The organism is Amycolatopsis rhabdoformis (assembly GCF_035918295.1).
In the GTDB taxonomy this organism is placed as follows: Bacteria; Actinomycetota; Actinomycetes; order Mycobacteriales; family Pseudonocardiaceae; genus Amycolatopsis; species Amycolatopsis rhabdoformis.
In genome coordinates this window covers 666,505-688,572 of record NZ_CP142149.1, presented here as the reverse complement: position 1 = coordinate 688,572, position 22,068 = coordinate 666,505, and the positions used below count along the sequence as shown (strand labels likewise).

24 protein-coding genes are annotated in these 22,068 nt (G+C 71.5%); 7 read left to right on the top strand and 17 right to left on the bottom strand.

Features of this window, described 5'->3' with window-relative positions; genetic code table 11:
* Positions 1-63: 63 nt before the first annotated feature.
* A complete protein-coding gene (locus VSH64_RS03245) occupies positions 64-672 on the bottom strand; it encodes a TetR/AcrR family transcriptional regulator (protein ID WP_326833943.1) in 609 nt (202 codons plus the stop codon).
* A 71-nt stretch (positions 673-743) separates the two neighbouring features.
* Between VSH64_RS03245 and VSH64_RS03240 the strand changes: the two genes are divergently transcribed.
* Positions 744-1,634, top strand: a complete 891-nt coding sequence (locus VSH64_RS03240; RefSeq protein ID WP_326833942.1) for a sterol desaturase family protein — start codon at positions 744-746, stop codon at positions 1,632-1,634.
* A gap of 95 nt (positions 1,635-1,729) precedes the next feature.
* Positions 1,730-2,593: a hypothetical protein gene (locus VSH64_RS03235; protein ID WP_326833941.1), complete on the top strand. Its 864-nt coding sequence runs from the start codon at positions 1,730-1,732 to the stop codon at positions 2,591-2,593.
* A gap of 215 nt (positions 2,594-2,808) precedes the next feature.
* On the opposite strand, the gene whiA is transcribed toward VSH64_RS03235, so the two are convergent.
* Genes whiA through uvrC form a run of 4 tightly spaced genes read right to left on the bottom strand, consistent with a single transcriptional unit; the run spans position 2,809 to position 7,848 of the window.
* Positions 2,809-3,801: a DNA-binding protein WhiA gene (gene whiA, locus VSH64_RS03230; protein ID WP_326833940.1), complete on the bottom strand. Its 993-nt coding sequence runs from the start codon at positions 3,799-3,801 to the stop codon at positions 2,809-2,811.
* Positions 3,802-3,837: 36 nt separating this feature from the next.
* A complete protein-coding gene (locus VSH64_RS03225; protein WP_326833939.1) occupies positions 3,838-4,824 on the bottom strand; it encodes a gluconeogenesis factor YvcK family protein in 987 nt (328 codons plus the stop codon).
* Positions 4,811-5,668 carry an RNase adapter RapZ gene (rapZ, locus tag VSH64_RS03220; RefSeq protein ID WP_220247526.1) on the bottom strand — a complete coding sequence of 286 codons (858 nt, stop codon included), beginning with the start codon at positions 5,666-5,668 and terminating at the stop codon, positions 4,811-4,813. Before rapZ ends, VSH64_RS03225 begins: the two co-directional genes overlap by 14 nt.
* Before the next feature lie 50 nt (positions 5,669-5,718).
* A complete protein-coding gene (uvrC, locus tag VSH64_RS03215; RefSeq protein ID WP_326833938.1) occupies positions 5,719-7,848 on the bottom strand; it encodes an excinuclease ABC subunit UvrC in 2,130 nt (709 codons plus the stop codon).
* Positions 7,849-8,149: 301 nt separating this feature from the next.
* Between uvrC and VSH64_RS03210 the strand changes: the two genes are divergently transcribed.
* Positions 8,150-8,827 (top strand): S1 family peptidase, encoded by a 678-nt coding sequence (locus VSH64_RS03210; RefSeq protein WP_326837893.1) that lies wholly within the window; start codon positions 8,150-8,152, stop codon positions 8,825-8,827.
* Between the two features lie 72 nt (positions 8,828-8,899).
* A complete protein-coding gene (locus VSH64_RS03205) occupies positions 8,900-9,676 on the top strand; it encodes an exodeoxyribonuclease III (protein WP_326833937.1) in 777 nt (258 codons plus the stop codon).
* Between the two features lie 86 nt (positions 9,677-9,762).
* On the opposite strand, the gene VSH64_RS03200 is transcribed toward VSH64_RS03205, so the two are convergent.
* From VSH64_RS03200 to rpe, 5 genes are all read right to left on the bottom strand, one after another.
* Positions 9,763-10,155: a PH domain-containing protein gene (locus VSH64_RS03200; RefSeq protein ID WP_326837892.1), complete on the bottom strand. Its 393-nt coding sequence runs from the start codon at positions 10,153-10,155 to the stop codon at positions 9,763-9,765.
* Positions 10,156-10,214: 59 nt separating this feature from the next.
* A complete protein-coding gene (gene ribH / locus VSH64_RS03195) occupies positions 10,215-10,721 on the bottom strand; it encodes a 6,7-dimethyl-8-ribityllumazine synthase (RefSeq protein ID WP_326833936.1) in 507 nt (168 codons plus the stop codon).
* A complete protein-coding gene (locus VSH64_RS03190) occupies positions 10,711-11,988 on the bottom strand; it encodes a bifunctional 3,4-dihydroxy-2-butanone-4-phosphate synthase/GTP cyclohydrolase II (RefSeq protein ID WP_326837891.1) in 1,278 nt (425 codons plus the stop codon). The genes ribH and VSH64_RS03190 overlap by 11 nt, the downstream gene beginning before the upstream one ends.
* Before the next feature lie 90 nt (positions 11,989-12,078).
* Positions 12,079-12,684 (bottom strand): riboflavin synthase, encoded by a 606-nt coding sequence (locus tag VSH64_RS03185; protein ID WP_326833935.1) that lies wholly within the window; start codon positions 12,682-12,684, stop codon positions 12,079-12,081.
* Positions 12,685-12,777: 93 nt separating this feature from the next.
* Entirely contained in the window at positions 12,778-13,464 is a 687-nt protein-coding gene (rpe, locus tag VSH64_RS03180) for a ribulose-phosphate 3-epimerase (protein WP_326833934.1), read from the bottom strand.
* A gap of 170 nt (positions 13,465-13,634) precedes the next feature.
* Here rpe and phoA point away from each other — a divergent pair, with 170 nt between their 5' ends.
* Positions 13,635-15,026 (top strand): alkaline phosphatase, encoded by a 1,392-nt coding sequence (gene phoA, locus VSH64_RS03175; RefSeq protein WP_326833933.1) that lies wholly within the window; start codon positions 13,635-13,637, stop codon positions 15,024-15,026.
* Between the two features lie 77 nt (positions 15,027-15,103).
* Here phoA and VSH64_RS03170 read toward each other — a convergent pair whose 3' ends face one another.
* Genes VSH64_RS03170 through fmt form a run of 3 tightly spaced genes read right to left on the bottom strand, consistent with a single transcriptional unit; the run spans position 15,104 to position 17,951 of the window.
* Positions 15,104-15,607 carry a flavoprotein gene (locus VSH64_RS03170; protein ID WP_326833932.1) on the bottom strand — a complete coding sequence of 168 codons (504 nt, stop codon included), beginning with the start codon at positions 15,605-15,607 and terminating at the stop codon, positions 15,104-15,106.
* Complete coding sequence (locus VSH64_RS03165; RefSeq protein WP_326833931.1) at positions 15,604-17,028, bottom strand: RsmB/NOP family class I SAM-dependent RNA methyltransferase; 1,425 nt, start codon at positions 17,026-17,028, stop codon at positions 15,604-15,606. Before VSH64_RS03165 ends, VSH64_RS03170 begins: the two co-directional genes overlap by 4 nt.
* Positions 17,025-17,951 carry a methionyl-tRNA formyltransferase gene (gene fmt, locus VSH64_RS03160; protein WP_326833930.1) on the bottom strand — a complete coding sequence of 309 codons (927 nt, stop codon included), beginning with the start codon at positions 17,949-17,951 and terminating at the stop codon, positions 17,025-17,027. Before fmt ends, VSH64_RS03165 begins: the two co-directional genes overlap by 4 nt.
* A gap of 94 nt (positions 17,952-18,045) precedes the next feature.
* Here fmt and VSH64_RS03155 point away from each other — a divergent pair, with 94 nt between their 5' ends.
* Entirely contained in the window at positions 18,046-18,501 is a 456-nt protein-coding gene (locus tag VSH64_RS03155) for a GatB/YqeY domain-containing protein (protein ID WP_326833929.1), read from the top strand.
* A 65-nt stretch (positions 18,502-18,566) separates the two neighbouring features.
* Here VSH64_RS03155 and VSH64_RS03150 read toward each other — a convergent pair whose 3' ends face one another.
* The 4 genes from VSH64_RS03150 to VSH64_RS03135 form a co-directional block, all read right to left on the bottom strand.
* Positions 18,567-18,785, bottom strand: a complete 219-nt coding sequence (locus tag VSH64_RS03150) for a hypothetical protein (RefSeq protein ID WP_326833928.1) — start codon at positions 18,783-18,785, stop codon at positions 18,567-18,569.
* A complete protein-coding gene (locus VSH64_RS03145) occupies positions 18,782-19,108 on the bottom strand; it encodes a hypothetical protein (protein ID WP_326833927.1) in 327 nt (108 codons plus the stop codon). Before VSH64_RS03145 ends, VSH64_RS03150 begins: the two co-directional genes overlap by 4 nt.
* A gap of 326 nt (positions 19,109-19,434) precedes the next feature.
* A complete protein-coding gene (locus tag VSH64_RS03140) occupies positions 19,435-20,097 on the bottom strand; it encodes a Crp/Fnr family transcriptional regulator (protein ID WP_326833926.1) in 663 nt (220 codons plus the stop codon).
* A gap of 19 nt (positions 20,098-20,116) precedes the next feature.
* Positions 20,117-20,737, bottom strand: a complete 621-nt coding sequence (locus VSH64_RS03135; protein ID WP_326833925.1) for a nucleotidyl cyclase domain-containing protein — start codon at positions 20,735-20,737, stop codon at positions 20,117-20,119.
* Between the two features lie 266 nt (positions 20,738-21,003).
* Between VSH64_RS03135 and VSH64_RS03130 the strand changes: the two genes are divergently transcribed.
* Positions 21,004-22,068 carry a helix-turn-helix domain-containing protein gene (locus tag VSH64_RS03130; RefSeq protein WP_326833924.1) on the top strand — a complete coding sequence of 355 codons (1,065 nt, stop codon included), beginning with the start codon at positions 21,004-21,006 and terminating at the stop codon, positions 22,066-22,068.

The following is a 22,068-nucleotide window of genomic DNA, read 5'->3' as shown; positions in this document are numbered from 1 at the left end:
CACAGTGGTCCCGAGCGACACTGCCCCTGGGTGACAGCGACTTCGAGTCCCGGCTCGCTCGTATCACCAGCCGAACAGTGCGGCCATCACACGGGCGCAGCGGTCGGTCATCGCGCCGGCCGTTTCGCCGGGTCGGTCGATCCACCAGCCGATGAGGGAGTCCACGACCCCGGTCCACACGTGCGCCACGGCGTCCACGTCGAGCGGGTCGGCCAGGCCGCGCGAGCCGAGCAGCTCGCCGGCGCCGACGACGGCGAACGCGTCGAGCCGTTCGCGGTAGTCCGCGGCCGCGGCGGCGATGTCGCCGGCGGCGGGCACCGTGGGGTCGCGCAGGAGCTTCCAGGCGTAGCGGTCGTGGTCGAAGGTCGCGAAGATCGCCGCCAGCACCGCGAGCGGCATGCGGTCGGGCTCACCGCCGGCGGCCATGGTCTCGGCCACGCCTTCGGTGAGCCGGTCGCCGGCGCGGTGCAGGCACGCGAGGTACAGGCCCTCTTTCGAGCCGAAGTACTGGTACAGCAAGGGTTTCGTGACCCCCACGCGGCGCGCGATCTCCACCATCGACGCGCCCGCGTACCCCGCCCGGCCGAACTCCTCCGTGCCCGCCACGAGGATCTGCGACTCGCGCTCGCCGCGCGGCACACCCTTCGTCCCGACGGCCCTTGACCTTGTCACGAGGAAGAGCCTACCGTAAGTGACCTGAGAGTAAGTTACCTTAAAGTCAGTTCCCCGGCGAAGGAGACGACGTGGCCGACTTCCTGGCGCACCTGCGTGATCCGGTGCTGTACGCGATCCCGGTGTTCCTGCTGTTCGTGGCCGTCGAGATCGTCGCGGTGCACGTGCTCGGCCACGACGACGACGTGGTGGGCTACAGCGCCGCCGACACCCGCACGAGCATGCTGATGGGCACGGTCGCGCTCGGCGTGAACGCGCTGTTCCGGCTCGTGATGCTGGTGGTGTTCGCCGTGCTGTTCGAGCTGGCGCCGGTGAAGTTCGACCCGCGCGACTGGTGGACGTGGGTGCTCATGCTGCTGGGCCAGGAGCTCGTGTTCTACGCCTACCACCGCGCGAGCCACCGCGTGCGGCTGCTGTGGGCCGGGCACCAGGTGCACCATTCGAGCGAGCACTACAACTTCTCCACCGCGTTGCGGCAGAAGTGGACCCCGTACTTCCAGCTGCCGTTCTGGTCCGTGCTCGCCCTGTGCGGGATCCCGCCGTGGCTGATCCTCACGGGCCTGTCGATCGACCTCGTGTACCAGTTCTTCGTGCACACCGAGAAGATCGGACGGCTGCCGCGCTGGTTCGAGTACGTGTTCAACACCCCCTCGCACCACCGCGTGCACCACGGCAGCGACGCCGAATACCTCGACGCGAACTACGGCGGCATCCTGATCGTCTGGGACCGGCTCTTCCGCAGCTTCGTGCCGGAAGGCAAACGCCCGACGTACGGCCTGACCACGAACATCCGGACCCACAACCTGCTGAAGGTCGGCTTCCACGAGTACGGCTCGATCCTGCGCGATCTGCGGCGCGCCGGGTCGTGGCGCGAGCGGGCCGGGTACGTGTTCGGTCCGCCGGGCTGGTCACCCCAGCAGCAGAGCGACGCGGTGGCGGGTCACGTCGTCGCGAGCCGGTAGGTGAGTGAGCCGCGGCCCGGCGGATCAGCATCGCGTGCCGTCCGCAACCCGTTTTCGCAGCTCAAATCGGTTGCGGCGCATGGTGTCCTGGAAGGGTGACCGAACCGAACCGCCCGTACCGCTGGGATCTCGTGCGCCCGGACCGGCTCGGGGCCCTGCCGAGCGGGGCGCCCGAGCTGTGGTTCCTGCGCGAGCTCACCGACTGCGCCGCGAAGGTGCTCGCGCGCAGCGAAGACGGCGACCTGTACTTCGTCGGCCGGTCCGCTGACAGCGTGTACGACCTGCTGAGCGGCGCGCTGACCGACCGCGGCCGGCTGCGGTTGCTGCCGCTTTCGCTGGGGCTGGTGGACAATCCGCTGCTCGGCCCGCTCACGCCGGCCGAAACGGCGCAGCTGCGCGCCAACTTCGCCGACGGCGGCCTCTCCCCCGCCGCTCTCGCCGCCGGCGGCCCGCCGGTGGTGTTCACGGACCTCGTGTCCTCCGGGGGCACGTTCGCGACGCTGCTCTCGCTTCTGCGGGCGTGGTCCGAGGACGACGGCGTCGCCTGGGTGGAGGTGCGGCGGCGGCTGCGGCTCATCGGCATCACGTGGCGCCACGAGCCGAGCCCCCAGACCTGGCGCTGGCACCAGAACACACCCGAGATCGCCGACCTGACGTCCGGCGCCGTCCGCAACGTCTCCCTCGCCGGCTCCGTCTGGCACTACTTCGGCGACACCCAGCCGAAACTCACCCGCTCGTTCACGCGCCGCCGCTGGACCGACGACGACGCCCGCGCGCCCCGGCACGACGACAAAACCCGGGAAGCTCTCGCCGAGGCCCTCGCGGTTGTCGCGGCCGGCCGCACCGCCGCCGTGCGCGACCGGCTCGTGCGCACGATGGTGAAGGAACCGGCGATCGCCCAACCGTGGTTGCGCGCGCTGATCACCGAGCTGAAGCTGCCTCGACAACGCAAGGCCTAGGCCGCTCAGGCCTCCTCGCTCGCCATCCGAAACCTCGGCGCGCCAGGAGTCCGTGCGACGTCACGGCTCGACCTCGGAAAGCCCGACGGGTCAGGGCACGGCCGGCAGCCCCGGACACCCCGCTGCCCGTGACCGCACCTAAGCTCCAGCGGCCGAACACACCACTGCCAAGCCCGACCCGACGATCGCGCGACCCAACCGGAAATCCGAGAGGCTTACGCCTCCTCGTCCTCCAGCATCTCCGGCGTCACCGCGGATTCGGTGTCCGGGATGTTCAGGTCCTTCGCCCGCTTGTCCGCCATCGCGAGCAGACGGCGGATGCGACCGGCGACCGCGTCCTTCGTCATCTGCGGGTCCGAGAGCTGGCCCAGTTCCTCCAGGGACGCCTGGCGGTTGGAGAGGCGCAGCTTGCCGGCGGCCAGGAGGTGGTCGGGGGCGGTGGCGCCGAGGATGTCGAGGGCGCGCTCGACGCGGGCGGCGGCCGCGACGGCGGCGCGGGCCGAGCGGCGGAGGTTGGCGTCGTCGAAGTTGGCGAGGCGGTTGGCGGTGGCGCGGACCTCGCGGCGCATGCGCCGTTCCTCCCACTGCAGCACGCTGGAGTGGGCGCCGAGGCGCGTGAGAAGCGCACCGATGGCGTCGCCGTCGCGCACGACCACGCGGTCGGCGCCGCGGACCTCACGCGACTTCGCCTGGATGCCCATGCGGCGCGCCGCACCGACGAGGGCGAGCGCGGCTTCCGGGCCCGGACAGGTGACCTCGAGCGACGAGGACCGGCCGGGTTCGGTGAGCGAACCGTGGGCGAGGAACGCGCCGCGCCACGCTGCTTCGGCGTCGGCGACACCGCCGGACACCACGGCGGCCGGCAGGCCGCGCACGGGCCGGCCGCGCTGGTCGATCAGCCCGGTCTGGCGGGCGAGGCCTTCGCCGTCCTTCACCACGCGCACGACGTAGCGCGTGCCCTTGCGGAGGCCGCCGCTGGCGGTGATCACGTGCACGTCGGACTGGTGGCCGTAGAGCTCGTGGATCTCCTTGCGCAGGCGCCGCGCCACCGAGCCCGTGTCGAGCTCGGCCTCCACCACCACGCGCCCGGCCACGATGTGCAGCCCACCGGCGAAGCGAAGCAGCGAAGCGACCTCCGCCCGGCGTGGCCCGATCTTCGTGATCTCGAGCCTGCTCAGTTCGTCCTTCACCGCGGCGGTCATCGCCATGTACTGCCCCTCCTGCCTTCCGCTGCGCGCCCGCCGTCAGCCACGGTGCCCGTGGTGTCCCCCGTCGAGGCCGAGAGCCTCTCGCATGCACCGGGCGAGCGCATCAGGATCATGCCGTCCCTCCACGACCGGGTCGGCCACCGCCCCCAGATGGGCGCGGCCGCCCAGCCGCAACGCCGCCCGGCGCAGACTTGCCGGGTCCGGCACGGAATCGCGGTCCGCGATCACGGCGTCGACCCGCAGCGCGGGGGCGTGTTCGAAGAGTACGTCGAGATGCCGCTCCGGCGAGAACCCGGCAGTTTCCCCCGGCTGGGGGACAAGGTTGAGAACCACCACCTTCGTCGCCGTGGTCCGCACGAGCGCGTCGTACAGATCCGGCACGAGCACGTGCGGCAGCACGCTGGTGAACCACGAGCCCGGCCCGAGGAACACCACGTCGGCCGCGAGCACGGCCTCGATGGCCTCCACGCAGCCGTGCGGCGGCCGCGGCTGGCGCCCGACCGGGTGCAGGCTGATGCGGTGCACCTGGCCCGGGGTGCTCGCCACGGCGACCTGCCCGCGGATGCGGCGGACCGCGCCCGGGTCCTCGCTGTCGAGCCCGCTCACCTCCGCCTCGATCTCGAGCGGTTCCGGCGACATCGGCAGCACCCGGCCGGAAATCCCCGTCAGGCGGCTCGCTTCGTCGAGCGCCGCCACGGGATCGCCGAGCACCTCGAACAGGCCGGCCAGCAGCAGGTTGCCCACCGCGTGGCCGGCCAGCGCGCCGTCGCCCCCGAAGCGGTGCTGGAAGACCTCCGCCCACAGCGTGCCGCCGTCCTCCGCCGCGAACGCCGCGAAGGCCTGCCTCAGGTCGCCTGGCGGCAGCAGCCCCAGCTCGCGGCGAAGGCGCCCCGAAGAGCCCCCGTCGTCGGCGACGGTGACCACCGCCGTGACGTCCTTGGTGACCCGCCGCAACGCCGAGAGCGTGGCGTGCAGGCCGTGTCCGCCGCCGAGCGCGACCGCGCGTACGTCACTCACGGCCAAGGTCGCGGTGCACCACCTTCACGGCCATTCCGTCCTCCTTGGACAGTCGGTGCGCGAGCTCCTCCGAGATCGCGACGCTGCGGTGCTTCCCGCCCGTGCAGCCGACGGCGAGCGTGAGGTACCGCTTGCCCTCGCGCTTGTACCCGGCGCCGATGAGGCGCAGCAGCTGGTGGTAGCGGTCGAGGAACTCTTCCGCGCCCTCCTGAGAGAGCACGTAGTTGCGCACCTCGCCGTCGAGCCCCGTGTGCTCGCGCAGCTCGGGGATCCAGAACGGGTTCGGCAGGAACCGCACGTCCATCACCAGGTCGGAGTCCATCGGCAGGCCGTACTTGTAGCCGAACGACAGCACGGTCACGCGCGTCTGCGTGCTCGCTTCGGAGCCGAAGGCATCCTCTATTTTCGCCCGCAGGTCGTGCACCGACAGGGCGGACGTGTCGAGCACCAGGTCGGCTTCCTCGCGCAGCGGCGCCAGCAGCCGGCGCTCGGCGGTGATGCCGTCGGCGAGGCGGCCGTCACCCTGCATCGGGTGCCCGCGGCGCACCGCCTCGAAGCGGCGCACCAGCACCGCGTCGGTGGCCTCCAGGAACAGCACGCGCGGCTTGTACCCGCGTGCGTCGAGGTCCTTGATCACCGAGGCCAGGTCGTCGGTGAACGCGCGCGAGCGCACGTCCATCACCACGGCCACCTTGGTGATCGCGCCGCGCGCCTGCGCACCCAGCTCGACCATGGTGGCGATGAGCTCCGGCGGCAGGTTGTCCACGACGAACCAGCCCAGGTCCTCCAGGCACTTCGCCGCGGTCGACCGTCCCGCTCCCGACAGGCCGCTGACGACGGCGACCTCCATCCCGGTTCCCCGGTTGTCCTCTTGCGCACTCACGATGGTTCCTTCCCCGATCACGACCCCTTGTCCCCTCCCGAACCGGCACCGGTCTCCCCGGCCAGTGCCGCCACCACGGCCTCCGCGGTGCGCCTGCCGAAGCCGGGCACCGCCTCGATCTCCTCGACCCTGGCTTGCTTGAGCTTCTTCACCGAGCCGAAGTGCTTGATCAGCGCGGTGCGCCGAGCCTGCCCCAGCCCGGGCACACTGTCCAATTCGGACGCCGACAGCCGCTTGGACCGCTTCTCGCGGTGGTAGCGGATGGCGAAGCGGTGGGCCTCGTCACGCAGGCGCTGCAACAGGTACAGCGCTTCGGACGTGCGCGGCAGGATCACCGGGTCGGGGTCGGCCGGCAGCCAGACCTCTTCGAGCCGCTTCGCGAGCCCCACCACTGCGATGTCGGTGATGCCCAGCTCCGCCAGCACGTCGGCCGCCGCCGTGGCCTGCGGGCCCGCGCCGTCGACCACGAGCAGGTTGGGCGGGTAGGCGAACTTGCGCGGGCGGCCGGTGTCCGGGTCGATGCCGGGACGGGTGGGTTCGATGGCGCCGTCGTCAGCCGCGCTGTCGGTGCCACCGGGGGTGTCCGCGGCGCTGTTGCCGACGCCGGCCGTGCCGTCGATGCCATCGGTGCCATCAGAGCCGTCGATACCGTCAGTGCTGTCGATGTCGTCGGCGCCGTCGAGGTCCCCGGCCGTCTCGGCGGCTTGCGCGGTTTCCGCCGTCTCCTTGAGGTAGCGGTGGAACCGGCGTCGCACGACCTCCGCGATCGACGCTACGTCGCCCTCTTCCGCCGCCTCACGCAACGCGAAGCGCCGGTACTCCGACTTGCGCGCGAGCCCGTCCTCGAACACCACCAGGGACGCGACCACGTCACTGCCCTGGATGTGGCTGATGTCGATGCACTCGATGCGCAGCGGCGCACTGTCGAGCGCGAGGAAGTCCTGCAGCTCCTGCAGCGCCGCCGACCGCGCGGTGAGGTCACCGGCGCGGCGCAGCTTGTGCTGGGTGAACGCCTCCCCCGCGTTGCGTTCCACGGTTTCGGCCAGCGCCTTCTTGTCCCCGCGCTGCGCCACGCGCACGCGCACGCGCGAGCCGCGCATCGCCGAGAGCCACTCGCCGAGCGCCTCGGCGTCGGCCGGCAGCTCCGGCACGATCACCTCACGCGGCACGACCGGGCCCGCGTCGAGGCCGTCGCGTGCCGCGCGGTCGGACTCCTCGCCGTAGAACTGCGTGATGAACTGGTCGACCAGATCCGGCACGGCCATTTCCTCGGCCTTGTCGATGATCCAGCCGCGCTGCCCGCGCACGCGCCCGCCGCGCACGTGGAACACCTGCACGGCCGCTTCCAGCTCGTCGTGGGCGAAGGCGACCACGTCGGCGTCGGTGCCGTCGCCGAACACCACCGCCTGCTTCTCCATCGCGCGCCGCAGGGCACCGAGGTCGTCGCGCAGCCGCGCGGCGCGTTCGAACTCGAGCTCGTCCGACGCGGCGGCCATCTCGCGTTCCAGGCGCCGGATCATGGCGTCGGTGCGCCCGGCGAGGAAGTCGCAGAAGTCCTCGACGATGCCGCGATGCTCGTCGGCGGTGACCCGCCCGACGCACGGCGCCGAGCACTTGTCGATGTAGCCGAGCAGGCAGGGCCGGCCGATCTGGCCGTGGCGCCGGAACACTCCCGCCGAGCAGGTGCGCGCCGGGAACACGCGCAGCAGCAGGTCGAGCGTCTCGCGGATGGCCCAGGCGTGGGAGTACGGGCCGAAGTAGCGCACGCCCTTCTTGCGCGCGCCGCGGTACACGTGCAGGCGCGGGAACTCCTCGTTCAACGTGACCGCGAGCATCGGGTAGCTCTTGTCGTCGCGGTAGCGGACGTTGAACCGCGGGTCGAACTCCTTGATCCAGTTGTACTCGAGCTGCAGCGCCTCGACCTCGGTGGTGACCACGGTCCACTCGACGCTCGCGGCCGTGGTGACCATCTGGCGCGTGCGCGGGTGCAGGCCCATGAGGTCGGCGAAGTAGGAGTTCAGCCTGCTGCGCAGGCTCTTGGCCTTGCCGACGTAGATGACCCGCTTGGCGGCGTCGCGGAACTTGTACACGCCAGGGGCATCCGGGATGCTCCCCGGCGAGGGACGGTAGGTGGTCGGGTCAGCCACCCACCCAGCCTATGGCGCGGCCCCGACAACTTTGCGAGCCCCCGGTGTGCAGCGGCCCACGGGCGCCCGGCTAGTGCGGCACGAGTGCCCGAGCCAGTGCGGCACGGACACCCTGAGCGCGCCCCGGACCCGACGGAAGTCGGGTGATTCGGACACGAGCGACCTTCGTCGGTTCCCGGCCGGGTGACGCGCTGATTACCGTCCGTTCCAGCCGAGACCCGGCGCTTCCGGTCCCCACCGAAAGGAACTCGCCTTGAGAAGCATCCGTTTCGCCGCCGCGGCCACCGCCGCGGCGGCCACGATGGCCACGCTGACCCTGGCCGGCGGCACCGCCGCCACCGCGCAGACGAACATCGTGGGCGGCGGCACCGCACCCGCCGTGAGCTGGGGCGCCCAGGTGTACGTGAACACCCCGGGCCGCGACTTCCAGGGCTTCAACTGCTCCGGCACGGTCATCGCGTCGCGCTGGGTGATGACGGCCGTGCACTGCCTCGACGAAGACGGCAGCGGCATGTACGTGCGCGTGGGCACCAACACGCTCTTCGGCGGCACCAAGATCGCCGTCGACCGCGAGGCCGAGTCGCCCAACGGCGACATCGCGCTGCTGCACCTCGCGCAGGCCACCTCCGCGACGCCGATCGCCCTCGGCAGCGCCGACCCGGCCACCGGCAGCACCAACCAGCTCTACGGCTGGGGCCGCACGACCCCGACCGGCCCGCCCGCGTCCGCGCTGAAGGTCGCCAACGTGCAGGTCACCGGCCGCTCGACCGACGCCTACGGCGGGCGCGCGATCCAGAGCGTCGGGATCAACGGCTCGGCCTGGAAGGGCGACTCGGGCGGGCCCGAGGTCAGCGGTGGCGTGCAGGTCGGCGTCGCGTCGACCGTGCAGAACCAGAGCGGCACGAACACCCGCGGCACCAACAACTACGCGAGCGTCGCCACCAGCCGCTCGTGGATCCGCAGCACCGCGGGCGTCTGATCAGGGACGCCGACCCCGAAGCGGGGGTGCGTGGCCGGGTGCCCCGGGCCACGCACCCCTATCCTGGCGGTCGTGAGGATCGCGACCTGGAACGTCAACTCGATCGTGCCGCGGCTGCCGCGAGTGCTCGACTGGCTCGAACACTCGGCACCCGACGTGCTCTGCCTGCAGGAGCTGAAGAACACCACCGAGGCGTTCCCGGCCGACGAGGTGAAAGCTCTTGGGTACGAGGTGGCCGCCTACGGTCTCGGCCGCTGGAACGGCGTCGCGATCGTCTCGCGCGTGGGCCTCGACAACGTGGTGCGCGGCCTCACCGGTGAGCCACAGTTCGACGGCGCCACCGAAGCGCGGGCCGTCGGCGCCACCTGCGGTGGTGTGCGCGTGTGGTCGGTGTACGTGCCCAACGGCCGCGAGCCCGACAACCCGCACTACGCGTACAAGCTCGAATGGCTCGAAGCGCTGCGCACGACCGTGGCGGCCGAGCTCGCCGACACCCCCTTCGCCGTGCTCGGCGACTTCAACGTGGCCCCCACCGACGCCGACGTGTGGGACCGGTCGCTGTTCGACGGCTCCACCCACGTGACCGAACCCGAACGCGCGGCGCTGGCCCGGCTGCGCGACCTCGGTCTCACCGACGTCTTCCCGCGCCCGCTGAAGTACGACCACCCGTTCACGTACTGGGACTACCGCGCCGGGAACTTCCCCAACAACCGCGGCATGCGCATCGACCTCGTGTACGCCAACACGCCCTTCGCCGGCGCCGTCCGGGATTCCTATGTGGACCGGGAAGCCCGCAAGGGCAAGGGTCCCTCGGACCACGCGCCGATCGTGGTCGACCTCGACCTCTGACGCCGGCCCGCTGAGGTTTCCCGAAAGAGCCGCCCGGACGGCAGTGCGTCCGGGCGGCTCTTTCGGAAACTCTCAGCGGGCAGAACTCAGGAAGTGGCCGCCTTGTGCAGCTTGCGCAGCGCGCGCACGGCCAGCACGGCCCGCTCGCGGTCCACGGCCTGCACGGCCATCACAGAGAAGTACTCGTCGTCCGGCAGCTCCAGGCGGGCCCACGAAGCACCGTCGGGGAAGCTGACGGACAGCACGTCGCGCCAGAGGAAGCGGCGCGTGGTGATCACGTTGCGGACCTCGATGCCCGTCGCGTCGGCGCGCACGCGCGCGTTGGCGAACAGCATCGTGCCCAGCGAGAGCAGCACGCCGATGCCGATCATCGCGACCTGGTCGGACTTCTCGAAGACCACGCCGGTGTGCGAGCTGCGCAGCAGGATCGCGACCACCACGAACACCACCAGCAGCAGCACGGCCAGCACGCTGCACATCAGCAGCGCGCGGCGCGGGCGGACCACCAGGGTCGTCTCCTGCTCGGTCACGGCGGGGCTCACACGAATCCCCGCTCGGTCCACGGCTGGCGCAGGCCGCGCAGCACGTGGGCGGTGTCGAGCGCCGCGACCGTGGCCTCGTAGCCCTTGTCCTCTTTGGACCCCGGCTGGCCCGAGCGGTCGAGCGCCTGCTGCTCGTCGTTCACGGTCAGCACGCCGTTGCCCACGGGGGTGCTCTCGTCGAGCGCCACGCGCGTGAGACCCGCGGTGACCGAGTCGCACACGTAGTCGAAGTGCGGGGTCTCGCCGCGGATCACCACCCCGAGCGCCACGACCGCGTCGTGGTGGCGGGCCAGGGCCTGCACGACCACCGGCAGCTCCACGGCGCCGGCCACGTGGACCACGGTCGGCTCCTCCTCGAGCTCCGCTTCCTTCGCGGCGGCCAGCGCGCGCTCCAGCAGCTTCTCGGTGATGTCCGCGTTCCACCGCGTGGCCACGATGCCGAGCTTCAGCGCCTTGCAGTCGCTCAGGTCGAGCTCGAACTCGGGCCGTCCCTCACCGCTCATCGGGTGTTGTCCCCTTCTCCGCCTGCTCGGCGGCACCCACCTGTTCGTAGTGCTCCAGCTGCGCGAGGTCGTGACCCATGCGGTCGCGCTTCGTGCGCAGGTACCGCAGGTTCTCGGGGTTCGGCGAGATGGGCAGCGGCACGCGGCCGCTCACCCGCAGGCCGTAGCCCTCGAGACCGACGCGCTTGGCCGGGTTGTTCGTGAGCAGCCGCATCGAGCGCACGCCGAGGTCGCACAGGATCTGCGCGCCGGTGCCGTAGTCGCGGGCGTCGGCCGGGACGCCGAGCGCGAGGTTCGCGTCGACGGTGTCCGCGCCGGCGTCCTGCAGCTGGTAGGCCTGCAGCTTGTGCAGCAGCCCGATGCCGCGGCCTTCGTGGCCGCGGATGTAGAGCACGACTCCGCGGCCCTCGTCGGCCACGGCCTGCAGCGCGGCTTCCAGCTGCGGACCGCAGTCGCAGCGCAGCGAGCCGAAGACGTCGCCGGTGAGGCACTCGGAGTGCACGCGCACGAGGATGTCCTCGCCGTCGCCGATCTCGCCGTAGACGAAGGCCACGTGCTCGATGCCGTCGAGCAGGCTGTCGTACCCGACCGCGCGGAACGTGCCCGCCGCCAGCGGGATGCGGGCCTCGGCTACTCGCTCCACCTGCTTCTCGGTGCGGCGGCGGTAGGCGATGAGGTCGGCGATCGTGATCACGCGCAGGTCGTGGTCGGCGGCGAACACCTCGAGCTCGTCGCGGCGCGCCATGTCGCCCTCGTCCTTCTGCGACACGATCTCGCAGAGCACGCCGGCGGGGTTGAGCCCGGCCATGCGGGCCAGGTCCACCGCGGCCTCGGTGTGGCCGGGGCGGCGCATCACGCCGCCCTCCTTCGCGCGCAGCGGCACGACGTGACCGGGGCGGCGGAAGTCCTTCGCGGACGCGGCCGGGTCGGCCAGCAGGCGCATCGTGCGTGCGCGGTCGGCGGCCGAGATGCCCGTGGTGATGCCCTCGGCGGCGTCGACCGTGACGCTGTACGCGGTGCCCCGCACGTCCTGGTTCGTGTGGTACATCGGCGGCAGGTCGAGGCGGTCGGCCTCGGCCTCGGTCAGCGCCACGCACACGTAACCCGAGGTGTAGCGGACCATGAACGCCAGCAACTCCGGCGTCGCCTTCTCCGCGGCGAAGATCAGATCGCCTTCGTTCTCACGATCCTCGTCGTCGACCACGACCACCGCGCGGCCCGCCGCGATGTCCGCGATCGCCGCCTCGATGGCGTCGGCGTCGAACACCGTGCCGGCGCCGCAGGGCGTCCAGCCCGTCCGCGGCTCGGCCGCCCTCGTCTCGCTCACGGCTGCTCCTTCGTACCGTCCGACCGAACGTCACACATTGTGCGCGCTCGCGGCCAGATGTGGGGTCGCCAGCTTCTCGACGTACTTCGCGACCACGTCCACTTCGAGGTTCACGAGGTCGCCGGCGACGCGGCGGCCCAGCGTGGTGGCCTCGAGCGTGGTGGGGATCAGCGCCACGGAGAACTGCTCGTCGGTGATCGACGCCACGGTGAGCGAGACGCCGTCGACGGCGATCGAGCCCTTCTCCACGACGTACTTCGCCAGGCCCGTGGGCAGGGCGAACGTGGTCACCCCGGTGTCGTCGCGGGACAGGAACACCCCGGTGCCGTCGACGTGACCCTGCATGATGTGCCCGCCGAGCCGGCCGCCCGCGGGGGTGGCGCGCTCGAGGTTCACGGCGTCGCCCACGGCGACCTTGGCGAGGCTGGAACGCACGAGTGTCTCGTTCACCACATCGACCGTGAACGTACCCTCGGACGAGGTGACTACCGTGAGACAGACGCCACTGACGGCGATCGAGTCGCCGTGGGCCGCGTCCGACGTGACCAGAGGACCACGCACCGTGAGCCGGGCCATGTTCGTGCCCTGCTCGACCGCGGTGACTTCGCCGATCTCCTCGACAATGCCGGTGAACACTGCTGCTGCCTCCTCGCCGCCGTCACCGTGCGAACCCGGTGATCCCACCATCCAACACCCGCGCCGGCCCCGTTGTTTCCCGGGGCACGGGGGTCAGTCCCGGCGGCTGCGCGCCGCCTGTTCCCGCAGCGCCGCGACCGCGCGGCCGGGATCGTCCGCACCGTAGACGGCGGACCCGGCCACGAAGCAATCGACGCCGGCCTCGGCGGCCTGCTCGATCGTCTCGGCGTTGATCCCGCCGTCGATCTCCACCACGAGCTTGAGGTGGCCGGTGTCGACCAGGCGGCGCGCGGTGCGCACCTTCTCCAGCACGTCGGGCATGAACGACTGGCCGCCGAAGCCGGGCTCCACGGACATCACGAGCAACGTGTCGTAGTGCTTGAGGGTGTCGACGTGGGGCTCGAGCGGCGTGCCGGGCTTGATCGACAGGCCGGCCTTGGCCCCGGCCGCGCGCAGGTTCTTCGCGAGCATCACCGGGTCGTTCGCGGCTTCCACGTGCACGGTGACGTTGTAGGCGCCGGCCTCGGCGTAACCGATCGCCCAGCGGTCCGGGTCGTCGATCATCAGGTGGCAGTCGAGCGGCACGTCGGTGGACTTGATCAGCGACTGCACCACCGGCAGCCCCAGGGTCAGGTTGGGCACGAAGTGCGCGTCCATCACGTCGACGTGGACCCAGTCGGCGCGGGTCTCCCCCGGCCGTGCGATCGCCGCGATCTCCTCGCCGAGCCGGGCGAAGTCCGCGGACAGGATGCTGGGTGCGATGAGGGGTCGGTCGGCCACGTCCCGAGTCTAGGTCGGCCCTGTTCACCGACGTGAACCGGCCGCGAGGGGCCGTTGTTCTCCTTTCGGACATTCAGCGCTCATGCGGATGATGCGCCTGGAACACATGCGCCAGGACTAATAGCCCGAGCCGGAGTTTCCGGATTAATCCCCTTCCGAGGAGAAACTGCATGAGAACGCTCTTCGCCGGCCGCCGCGGGTGGCTGACCGCGGGCGCGCTCGGCGCCGCGCTGATCGCCGCGGCCCCGGTCGCACTGGCGGCACAGGACACGTCGGACACCGCCGCGCGCACCGCGTCCACGGGCGACCGCACGCAGGAAGTGCGCAACGCGATCGAGGGCGGCACCGCGCGCAACGTGATCCTCTTCATCGGCGACGGCATGGGCCAGTCGGAGATCACCTCGGCCCGCAACTACGAGCGCGGCGCGGCCGGCCGGCTCGCGATGGACGAGCTGCCGCTGACCGGCGACTACACCACGTACGCCGTGGAGCAGAACAACCCCGGCAAGCCGAACTACGTGACCGACTCGGCCGCGTCCGGCACCGGCTGGGCCACCGGCACCAAGACCTACAACGGCGCGATCTCGGTCGACGCGTACGGCAACCCCGTGCCGACGATCCTCGAGCTGGCCAAGCGCGGCGGCCTGCGCACCGGCGACGTGACCACCTCCGAGGTCCAGGACGCGACCCCGGCCGTGCTCGGCTCGCACGTGGTCGGCCGCGACTGCAAGGGCCCGGTGGAGACCACCGCCAAGTGCGCCGTGAACGCCAAGGAGAACGGCGGCGCCGGCTCGATCTCCGAGCAGCTCGTGCAGACCCGTCCCGACGTGCTGCTCGGCGGCGGCGCGGCCTTCTTCGACCAGAAGGTGACGGCCGGCAAGTTCAAGGGCAAGACCGTGCTGGACCAGGCGAAGGCGGCCGGCTACAACGTCGTGAACACCGCCGCGGACCTGGCGAAGGCGAAGAAGGGCAAGCCGGTGCTCGGCCTGTTCGCGCCGAACAACCTGCCGGTGAACTGGACCGGCCCGGCCGCGGTCCACGGCGGCACCAAGCCGAGCCGCTGCACGCCGAACGCGGCGCTGCCGAAGACCCAGCCGAAGCTCGCCGACCAGACCCGCAAGGCGATCGAGCTGCTCGACGACCGCCACAGTGACAAGGGCTTCTTCCTGCAGGTCGAGGGCGCCAGCATCGACAAGCAGGACCACGCGGCCGACCCGTGCGGCCAGATCGGCGAGACGATCGACATGGACTCCGCGATCGCCGCGGCCATGGCGTACGCCCGCAGCCACCGCGACACCCTCGTGCTGGTCACGGCCGACCACGGACACAGCAGCCAGATCGTGGAGCCCACCGCCACCCCGGGCCTCACCGCCACGCTGATCACCAACGAAGGCTCGAACATGACCCTCGCCTACGGCACCGCGGAGACGGGCGGCTCGCAGTCGCACACCGGCACCCAGGTCCGCATCGCGGGCTACGGGCCGCAGGCCGCGAACATCGTCGGGCTCACCAACCAGACCGACCTGTTCTCGACGCTGAAGCGCGCTCTGCACCTGCGCTGACTTTCGCCGAACGGGTGCGTCTCCTTCGCGGAGGCGCACCCGTTTTTCGTGCCCGGGCTGCCAGGGCTACCCGGGGCTCAGGTACCGGGCAGCAGGTCCAGGACTTCGGACCAGGGGCGGCGCGGGTCCAGCCGGTGGAGGCGGACGCCGGCGGACTTCAGCGTGTCCAGGTGGCGCTGCCAGGCCGGGTGGTGCACCCGGGTGTCCTGGATCTGGTAGGCCACCACGATCGTGATGCCCGGCGCGCCGAGGACGTCGCCGAGCAGCGTGAGGGCCTGGTTGTCGGCGATGCCCAGCGCGAGCTTGGCCAGGGAATTGGCCGACGCGGGCGCGAAGAGGAACACCGCCGGGTCCGGGTGCGGCCGCGGCTCGCCGGGCAGGCGCGAGACGCTGCGCACCGGCAGGTCGGTGGTGGCCGCGAGCTCGGTCAGCCCGCCCGTCGCCTCGAGCCAGCGGTGGGCGACGGGCGTGAGCGTGACCGCGAGGCGCCAGCCCCGCGTGGCGGCGGGGCGGGCGAGCTCGGCGGTGAACCGGGTGTCCAGTCCCCCGCACGAGCTCGCGACCAGGCCAAGATCCCTCACGGTTTGCGCAGCGTGGCGCAGAACATCGCGTCGGTGCCGTGGCGGTGGGGCCACAGCTGCACGTACGGGCCGTCGCCGAGCTGCGGCACGCCGGGGAAGAACTCGCGCGCGTCGAGCACCTCGGTCTTGGTGCGGCGCGCGATCTCGCCGACCACGCCCTCGGTCTCGGCCAGGTGCGGCGAGCACACCACGTAGGTGACCACGCCGCCCGGGCGCACCAGGTCGAGGGCGGCCGTGAGCAGCTCGCCCTGCAGTTTGGTGAGGTCGGAGACGTCGCTGGGCTTGCGGCGCCAGCGTGCTTCCGGCCGCCGCCGCAGCGCGCCGAGGCCGCTGCACGGCGCGTCGACGAGGATGCGGTCGAAGCCCGGTTCGAGGCCGGACTCGCGGCCGTCGGCCACGTGCACCTTCACCGGCAGGCCGCGCGTCGCGTTCTCCACGAGCTTCGCGCGGTGCGGGGCCTTCTCCACGGCGTCCACGGTCGCGCCGCTGATCGCCGCGAGCGCGCCGAGCAGCGCGGCCTTGCCGCCGGGGCCGGCGCAGAGGTCGAGCCAGCGTTCGTCGCGGCCTTCCAGCGGCACCTTCGTGGCGGCGATCGCGCACAGCTGGCTGCCCTCGTCCTGCACGGCGGCGAGGCGTTCGCGCACCGGCTCGACGTCGGCGGGGTCACCGGCGCCGGCGGGCAGCCGCACGCCGTAGGGCGAGTACGGGGCGACGTCGCCGCCCGTGATCGCGGCCAGCTCGTCGGCGCTGATCTCACCGGGGCGCGCGACCAGGTGCACCTCGGGCCGGGTGTCGTCGGCTTCCAGCGCCGCCTTCAGCTCCGCGCCCTTGTCGCCCAGCGCTTCGGCGAACGACCGGGCGACCCAGCGCGGGTGCGCTGTGCGCAGCGCGAACGAGCCGATCGGGTCCGTCGTCTCGTCGGGCGCCAGCTCGTCGAGCCACTGCGTTTCGTCCTTTGCGGACACCGAGCGCAGGATCGCGTTGGCGAACCCCGTGGCCCACGAACCGGCTTCCGCGCGCACGAGGTCCACTGTGGACCCGACGGCGGCGTGTTCCGGGATGCGCGTGCGCAGCAGCTGGTAGACGCCCAGGCGCAGCGCGTCGAGCACCACCGGGTCGGTCTTCTCGATCGGGCGCTCGGCGCACGCGCCGATCACGGCGTCGAGCAGGCCCTGCGCCCGCGAAGCGCCGTACGTGAGCTCCGTGGCGAGCGCCGCGTCGCGGCCGGAGATGCGGCGTTCGCGAAGCAGCTGCGGCAGCACGAGGTTCGCGTACGCGTCCTTCTCGCGCACGGCACGCAGGACGTCGAACGCGACCTGGCGGGCCGGATCGACCTCCGGCGGACGGCGCGGTCCTTCCTTGCGCGGAGCCGGCCGGCCCCGCTGCGGCCTGGCCGGCCGCCGTTCCCCACGCTCGTTCACCGCAGGCGCTCTCCCTCTTCGATCCGTGTACCGCGCGCCCAGTCGGTGGCCGCCATCCGTTTCTTGCCCGATGCCTGGACCTCGCCCAGCCGCACCGGTTTCGTCGCCGTGCCCACGAGCACGCGTTTGCGCTCGACCACGAGCTCGCCCGGCGGCGGCCCCGGTTCGTCGACCACCGTCACGGGGCCCAGCTTGAAGCGTTCGCCGCGGAATTCCGCCCACGCACCCGGTTCCGGCGTGACCGCGCGGATCTGCCGGTCGACGGCCGCGGCCGGGTCGGCGAACGACACCCGCGCGTCGTCGACCGTGACCTTCGGCGCGTACGTCATGCCGTCGACGGTCTGCTCGACGGCCTTGAGCGTGCCGTCCTCGATGCCGTCCATGGTGGACAGCAGCAGGTGCGCGCCCGACTCGGCGAGGCGGCCCAGCAGATCGCCGGAGGTGTCCGTGGCGCGGATCGCCTCGGTGACGACGCCGAACACCGGCCCGGCGTCGAGCTCCTTCACGATGCGGAACGTGCTGGCGCCGGTGATCTCGTCGCCGGCGCGGATCGCCGACTGCACGGGCGCGGCGCCACGCCACGCGGGCAGCAGCGAGAAGTGCAGGTTCACCCAGCCGTGCGCCGGGATGTCGAGCGCGCTCTGCGGCAGCAGCGCACCGTACGCGACCACGGGGCACGCGTCGGGCGCCAGCTCCTTGAGCCGCGCGAGGAACGCGGGGTCCCCGGCGCGCGCGGGCGTGAGCACCTCGATGCCGTGTTCGTCGGCGAGCGCGCCGACGGGCGAGCGCACCACGTGGCGGCCGCGCCCGGCCTGGGCGTCGGGCCGCGTGACCACCGCGACGATCTCGTGGCGTCCCGATTCGAGCAGGGCGCGCAACGACGGCACGGCGGGTTCGGGGGTGCCGGCGAAAACGAGCCTCATCACCGCACCTCCGGGAGGGGTTCAACCTGGTCGGACATCGGGTCGAGTCTAGAAGACCCGCGCGTCGGCGCGGCGGTGGTGCCAGGATCAGGGGATGACCACGCTCAAGCAGACCCTCCACGACGACCTCACCACCGCGATCAAGGCGCGCGACCAGCTCCGCTCCGCGACCCTGCGCCTCACCCTCTCGGCGATCGGCTACGAGGAGACCGCGGGCGAGAGCCACCGCGAGCTCTCCGACGACGAGGTGCAGAAGATCATCACGCGTGAGGTGAAGAAGCGCCGCGACGCCGCCGACGCGTTCTCGGGCGCCGGGCGGGCCGAGTCCGCCGAGAAGGAGCTCGCGGAAGCCGAGCTCCTGAAGGCCTATCTCCCGGCGCAGCTCTCGGACGACGAGCTGGCCGCACTGGTCACGGACGCGGTGGCCTCGACCGGGGCGTCGGGGATGGCCGGCATGGGCGCCGTGATGAAGGCCGTGCAGCCGAAGGTCGCGGGGCGCGCCGAGGGTGGCCGCGTGGCCGCGGAGGTGAAGAAGCAGCTGGCCGGCTGAGTTTTTTTGGGGGCGGGTAAAGGAAAACCCGGTGCCCGCCGTTCGCGGGACCGGGTTCAGGGGTGTCAGCGCATCGCCACCAGCGTCAACGTCGCGAGCCCCCCGAGCCCGCCGACCGCCATCACCACGACGGCGAGCGACGCGGCGAGCGCGGCGGTCTTCGCGACGAACCCGACCAGCCGCCGCACCAGCTTGATCACCAGCACGAACACGACCAGCCCGAGCACCAGCACCACCCCCGACGACCCCCCGTCGGCGGCGGCGGCCGCCGCCAGCGCGCTCACCACCGCCGCCCGGCCGGCACCCGCTCCGCCCCCACCGTCTCCCTCGCCGCGGCGCGCCACGCCTCGACCTCGCGCCTGATCTCGAGCGCCCGGCGCCTCTCGGTGCCCAACCGCCACGCCCACCGCCACCCGACGGCCAGCGAAACCACCGACCCGAGCACGAGCACCACAACCGCTTGCGCCACGAGGCCGGTGAAATCGGCGACGCTCAGCAGCACCAGCAGCGCCCACACCTGGATCACGGTGAACGGAATCACGATCGCGGCCGCGTAGACTCCGCGACGCCAGCGGATGGGTTGTGGGGCGGGGAGAAACGGGTCCATGGCTGCCTCCCTGTTCGGTGTGTGACTCCAGGATTCCGCTGTGGTGCAAGGAAATCTGTGTCTGCTGACACGTTCGGCAGAAGTCGTGGGAGAAAATTCGGCCGAGTTTCCCGGACGCGCGGCACCGAACCCACTGAGGCAGCGCGGATTTCAGGTCCGCCACGTACTCGATTCACCCGAAATCGCTGCGGCGCCGGTCAATTCTTCCGCATCCCGAGAACTTCGATCGCGGTTTCGTGGCACCAGAAGCGAAACCGAGGCACACCCGACCCGGGAATCGGAAGCGATGACCACAACTTCCCGTCCGCGCACGGGTTCGGCGGACCTCAGCGCGCGAGCCGGCCCAGTTCGGTGAACTGGTGGACCACGACCTGACCCCGCGAAGTGCTGACCACGCCGAGGCGACGCAGCTCCCGCGTCACCCGCGCCCACGACTCACGCGAAACCGCCGCGGTCGTGGCGAGTTCGGCCTGGGTTCCGGGGATCGCGATCACGATGTCGTCACCGCGGCGCACGCCGTGCTGTACCGCCAGCTGCATGAGTTGCGCGGCGACTCGACGGGTGATCGTGCCACCGCCGACGTCGAGCCGTTGCCGGCCGACGTCGCGCAGGCGCTGGGCCAGCACAAGCAACAGGGCCCACGAAATGGCAGGCTCGCGGCGGCACAGCGCGGCGAAGCGCGGGGCCGGCACCACGAGGGCGTCGAGATCGTCCAGAGCCGCGACGGTCGCCGACCGCGGACCGCCGTCGATGGCGCCGAGTTCGCCGACCACGTCGCCCGCGCCGCGCACGGCGAGCACGACCTCGCGGCCGTCGGACGAGGTGTTGGTGATGCGGACGTGCCCGGACAGCAGGAGCACCACCACGGCGGCGTGGTCGCCCTCGCGACACACCACGTCGCCGCGGCGGTAGGCGCGCCGCACCGCGAGATCGGCGACCTTGCCGCGCTCGGCCGCGCCCAGCGCCGGCCAGAATCCGGTCGTGTCCACCGCGCACCTCCCGGGCTCGTCAGGCGGTGAGGCCCGCCCCGGGAAGGCCGGCGAAATCGGTCGTGCGCAGCCAGCCGCGCATCCGCTTGCCGCCCACGCGCACGTGGAACGAGTGCGTGAACTCGGTGGGGTCGATCCCGTCGTAGTCGTGGCGGACCACCGACCAGTGGATGGCCTCGGACACCGCCACCGCGAGCGGTCCGGCCTCGCGCAGCCGGCGGCGCACCTCGGGGGCGTCGAGCAGCCGGCAGGCGAGGTCGACGTCCTCGCCGTAGGGGCCGTGCAGGTCGTAGTGCACCTCGCCGGCGTGGATCGCGACGCGCAGCTGGAAAGCTTCGTCGGGTCTCTCGGCGTTGTGCCGCGCGAGGAGGTCCTCGAGCGCGGGGACCACGCCGGCGAGCAGCAGCGTCTTCGGCGCCTCGTCGACCGGCCGGACCAGGCACAACGCGCCGTCTCCGCGGTCCACGAACGGGTCTCTCGACCCCTCCGCGATCCCGCCGGCGCGGAACGCCTCGTCGAGCAGGTCGAACAGAATCGCGCGCAGCCGGGCCCGGGCGGGGTTGGTGCGCGTGGTCGACCCTTCGATGTCGACCACCACGATCGCCCGATGCAGTGGCACGTGCAGCACTGTGGTGTCCATGCCAGACCCCCTTTTTCAGGTGGCTGTTCAGGTGACTACTGAAATCTAGTAGACTTCCACAGATCCAACTGTAAAGGCTCAGCCACCAGCTGAACAGAGCCTCTTCCTTAAGTTCTGACTAAGAACTTCGCCGGAGCGACGAACTGAACAACCCCTCAAACCCACCCTGACCAGCCCCGGCGAGCCTGGTGAGCTGACCAGCCGTCCCCGATGTACAATCGCCGTCACTCACGTTCCAGTGAAGTTCACTGAAGGGGTCTGAAGTCGTGTCCCAGCCGAGCCCCGCCCTCGCCGAGCGCCTCCGCTCACTGCGGAAGCAGAGCTGGGCGGGTGTGGTCATCACCCAGCGCCAGCTCGCCGAGGCGTTCGGGGTGAGCAACGCGCTACTTTCGTCGTGGGAGAACTCCAGCAATCCGACCAGCCCGCCGATGGTCCGGCTCGACGCGTACGCCACCTTCTTCGCCACTCGGCGCTCGGTCGAGGGCCAGGGCTTCAAGGTCTTGTCCGAGGAGCAGCTGACCGACGAGGAGCACCGGCGACGCGAAGACCTGCTCACCGAGCTGACCGACCTGCGCGGCGGCACCCACGAGAGCACCGGCTCGGCCGAATTCGCGCCGGGCAACCTCTGGCGGTTCCCGCCGAACGAGGACGTCGTGATCGTCGATTCGCAGCTGCCCCCGGCCATGCGGATCGAGTACGCGGACCCCGCCAACCCCGACTACTCGCGCCTCTTCAGCTACGCCGACCCGGACGCCCTGATCGAGCTGTACGGCCACATCCGGGCCTGCAACCCGGCCAGCAACGTCTCGTTCCGCACCACGAACAGCACCTCCCCGCTGCGCCCCAAGGACTACACGGCCCACCTCGTGCTCCTCGGCGGCGTCGACTGGAACCCGCAGACCCGTGACCTGCTCAACCTGATCGACGCGCCGGTGAACCAGCTCGGCCGCGGCGGCCCCGGCGAGGACGAGCTGGGCGGGTTCGAAGTGACGCGGGCCGACGGGACGACCGAACGCTTCGACCCCAAGTTCTCGCCCGACGGCACCCTCGTCGGCGATGTCGCGCTCTTCTACCACGGAGTCAACCCGCTCAACCGCAAACGCACCGTCACCGTGTGCAACGGGATGTACGGCCGGGGCACCCTCGGCGCCGTACGAGCGCTCACCGACCCGCGGTTCCGCGATCGCAACCAGACTCACCTGGACACGCGATTCGCCGCCGCGGATTCCTTCAGCATCATCAGCCGCGTGCCGATCTTCAACAACCAGGGACTCACCCCCGATTGGACCCTGGCGGAGCACCGGCTGCACGAATGGCCAGAAACGAGCTGA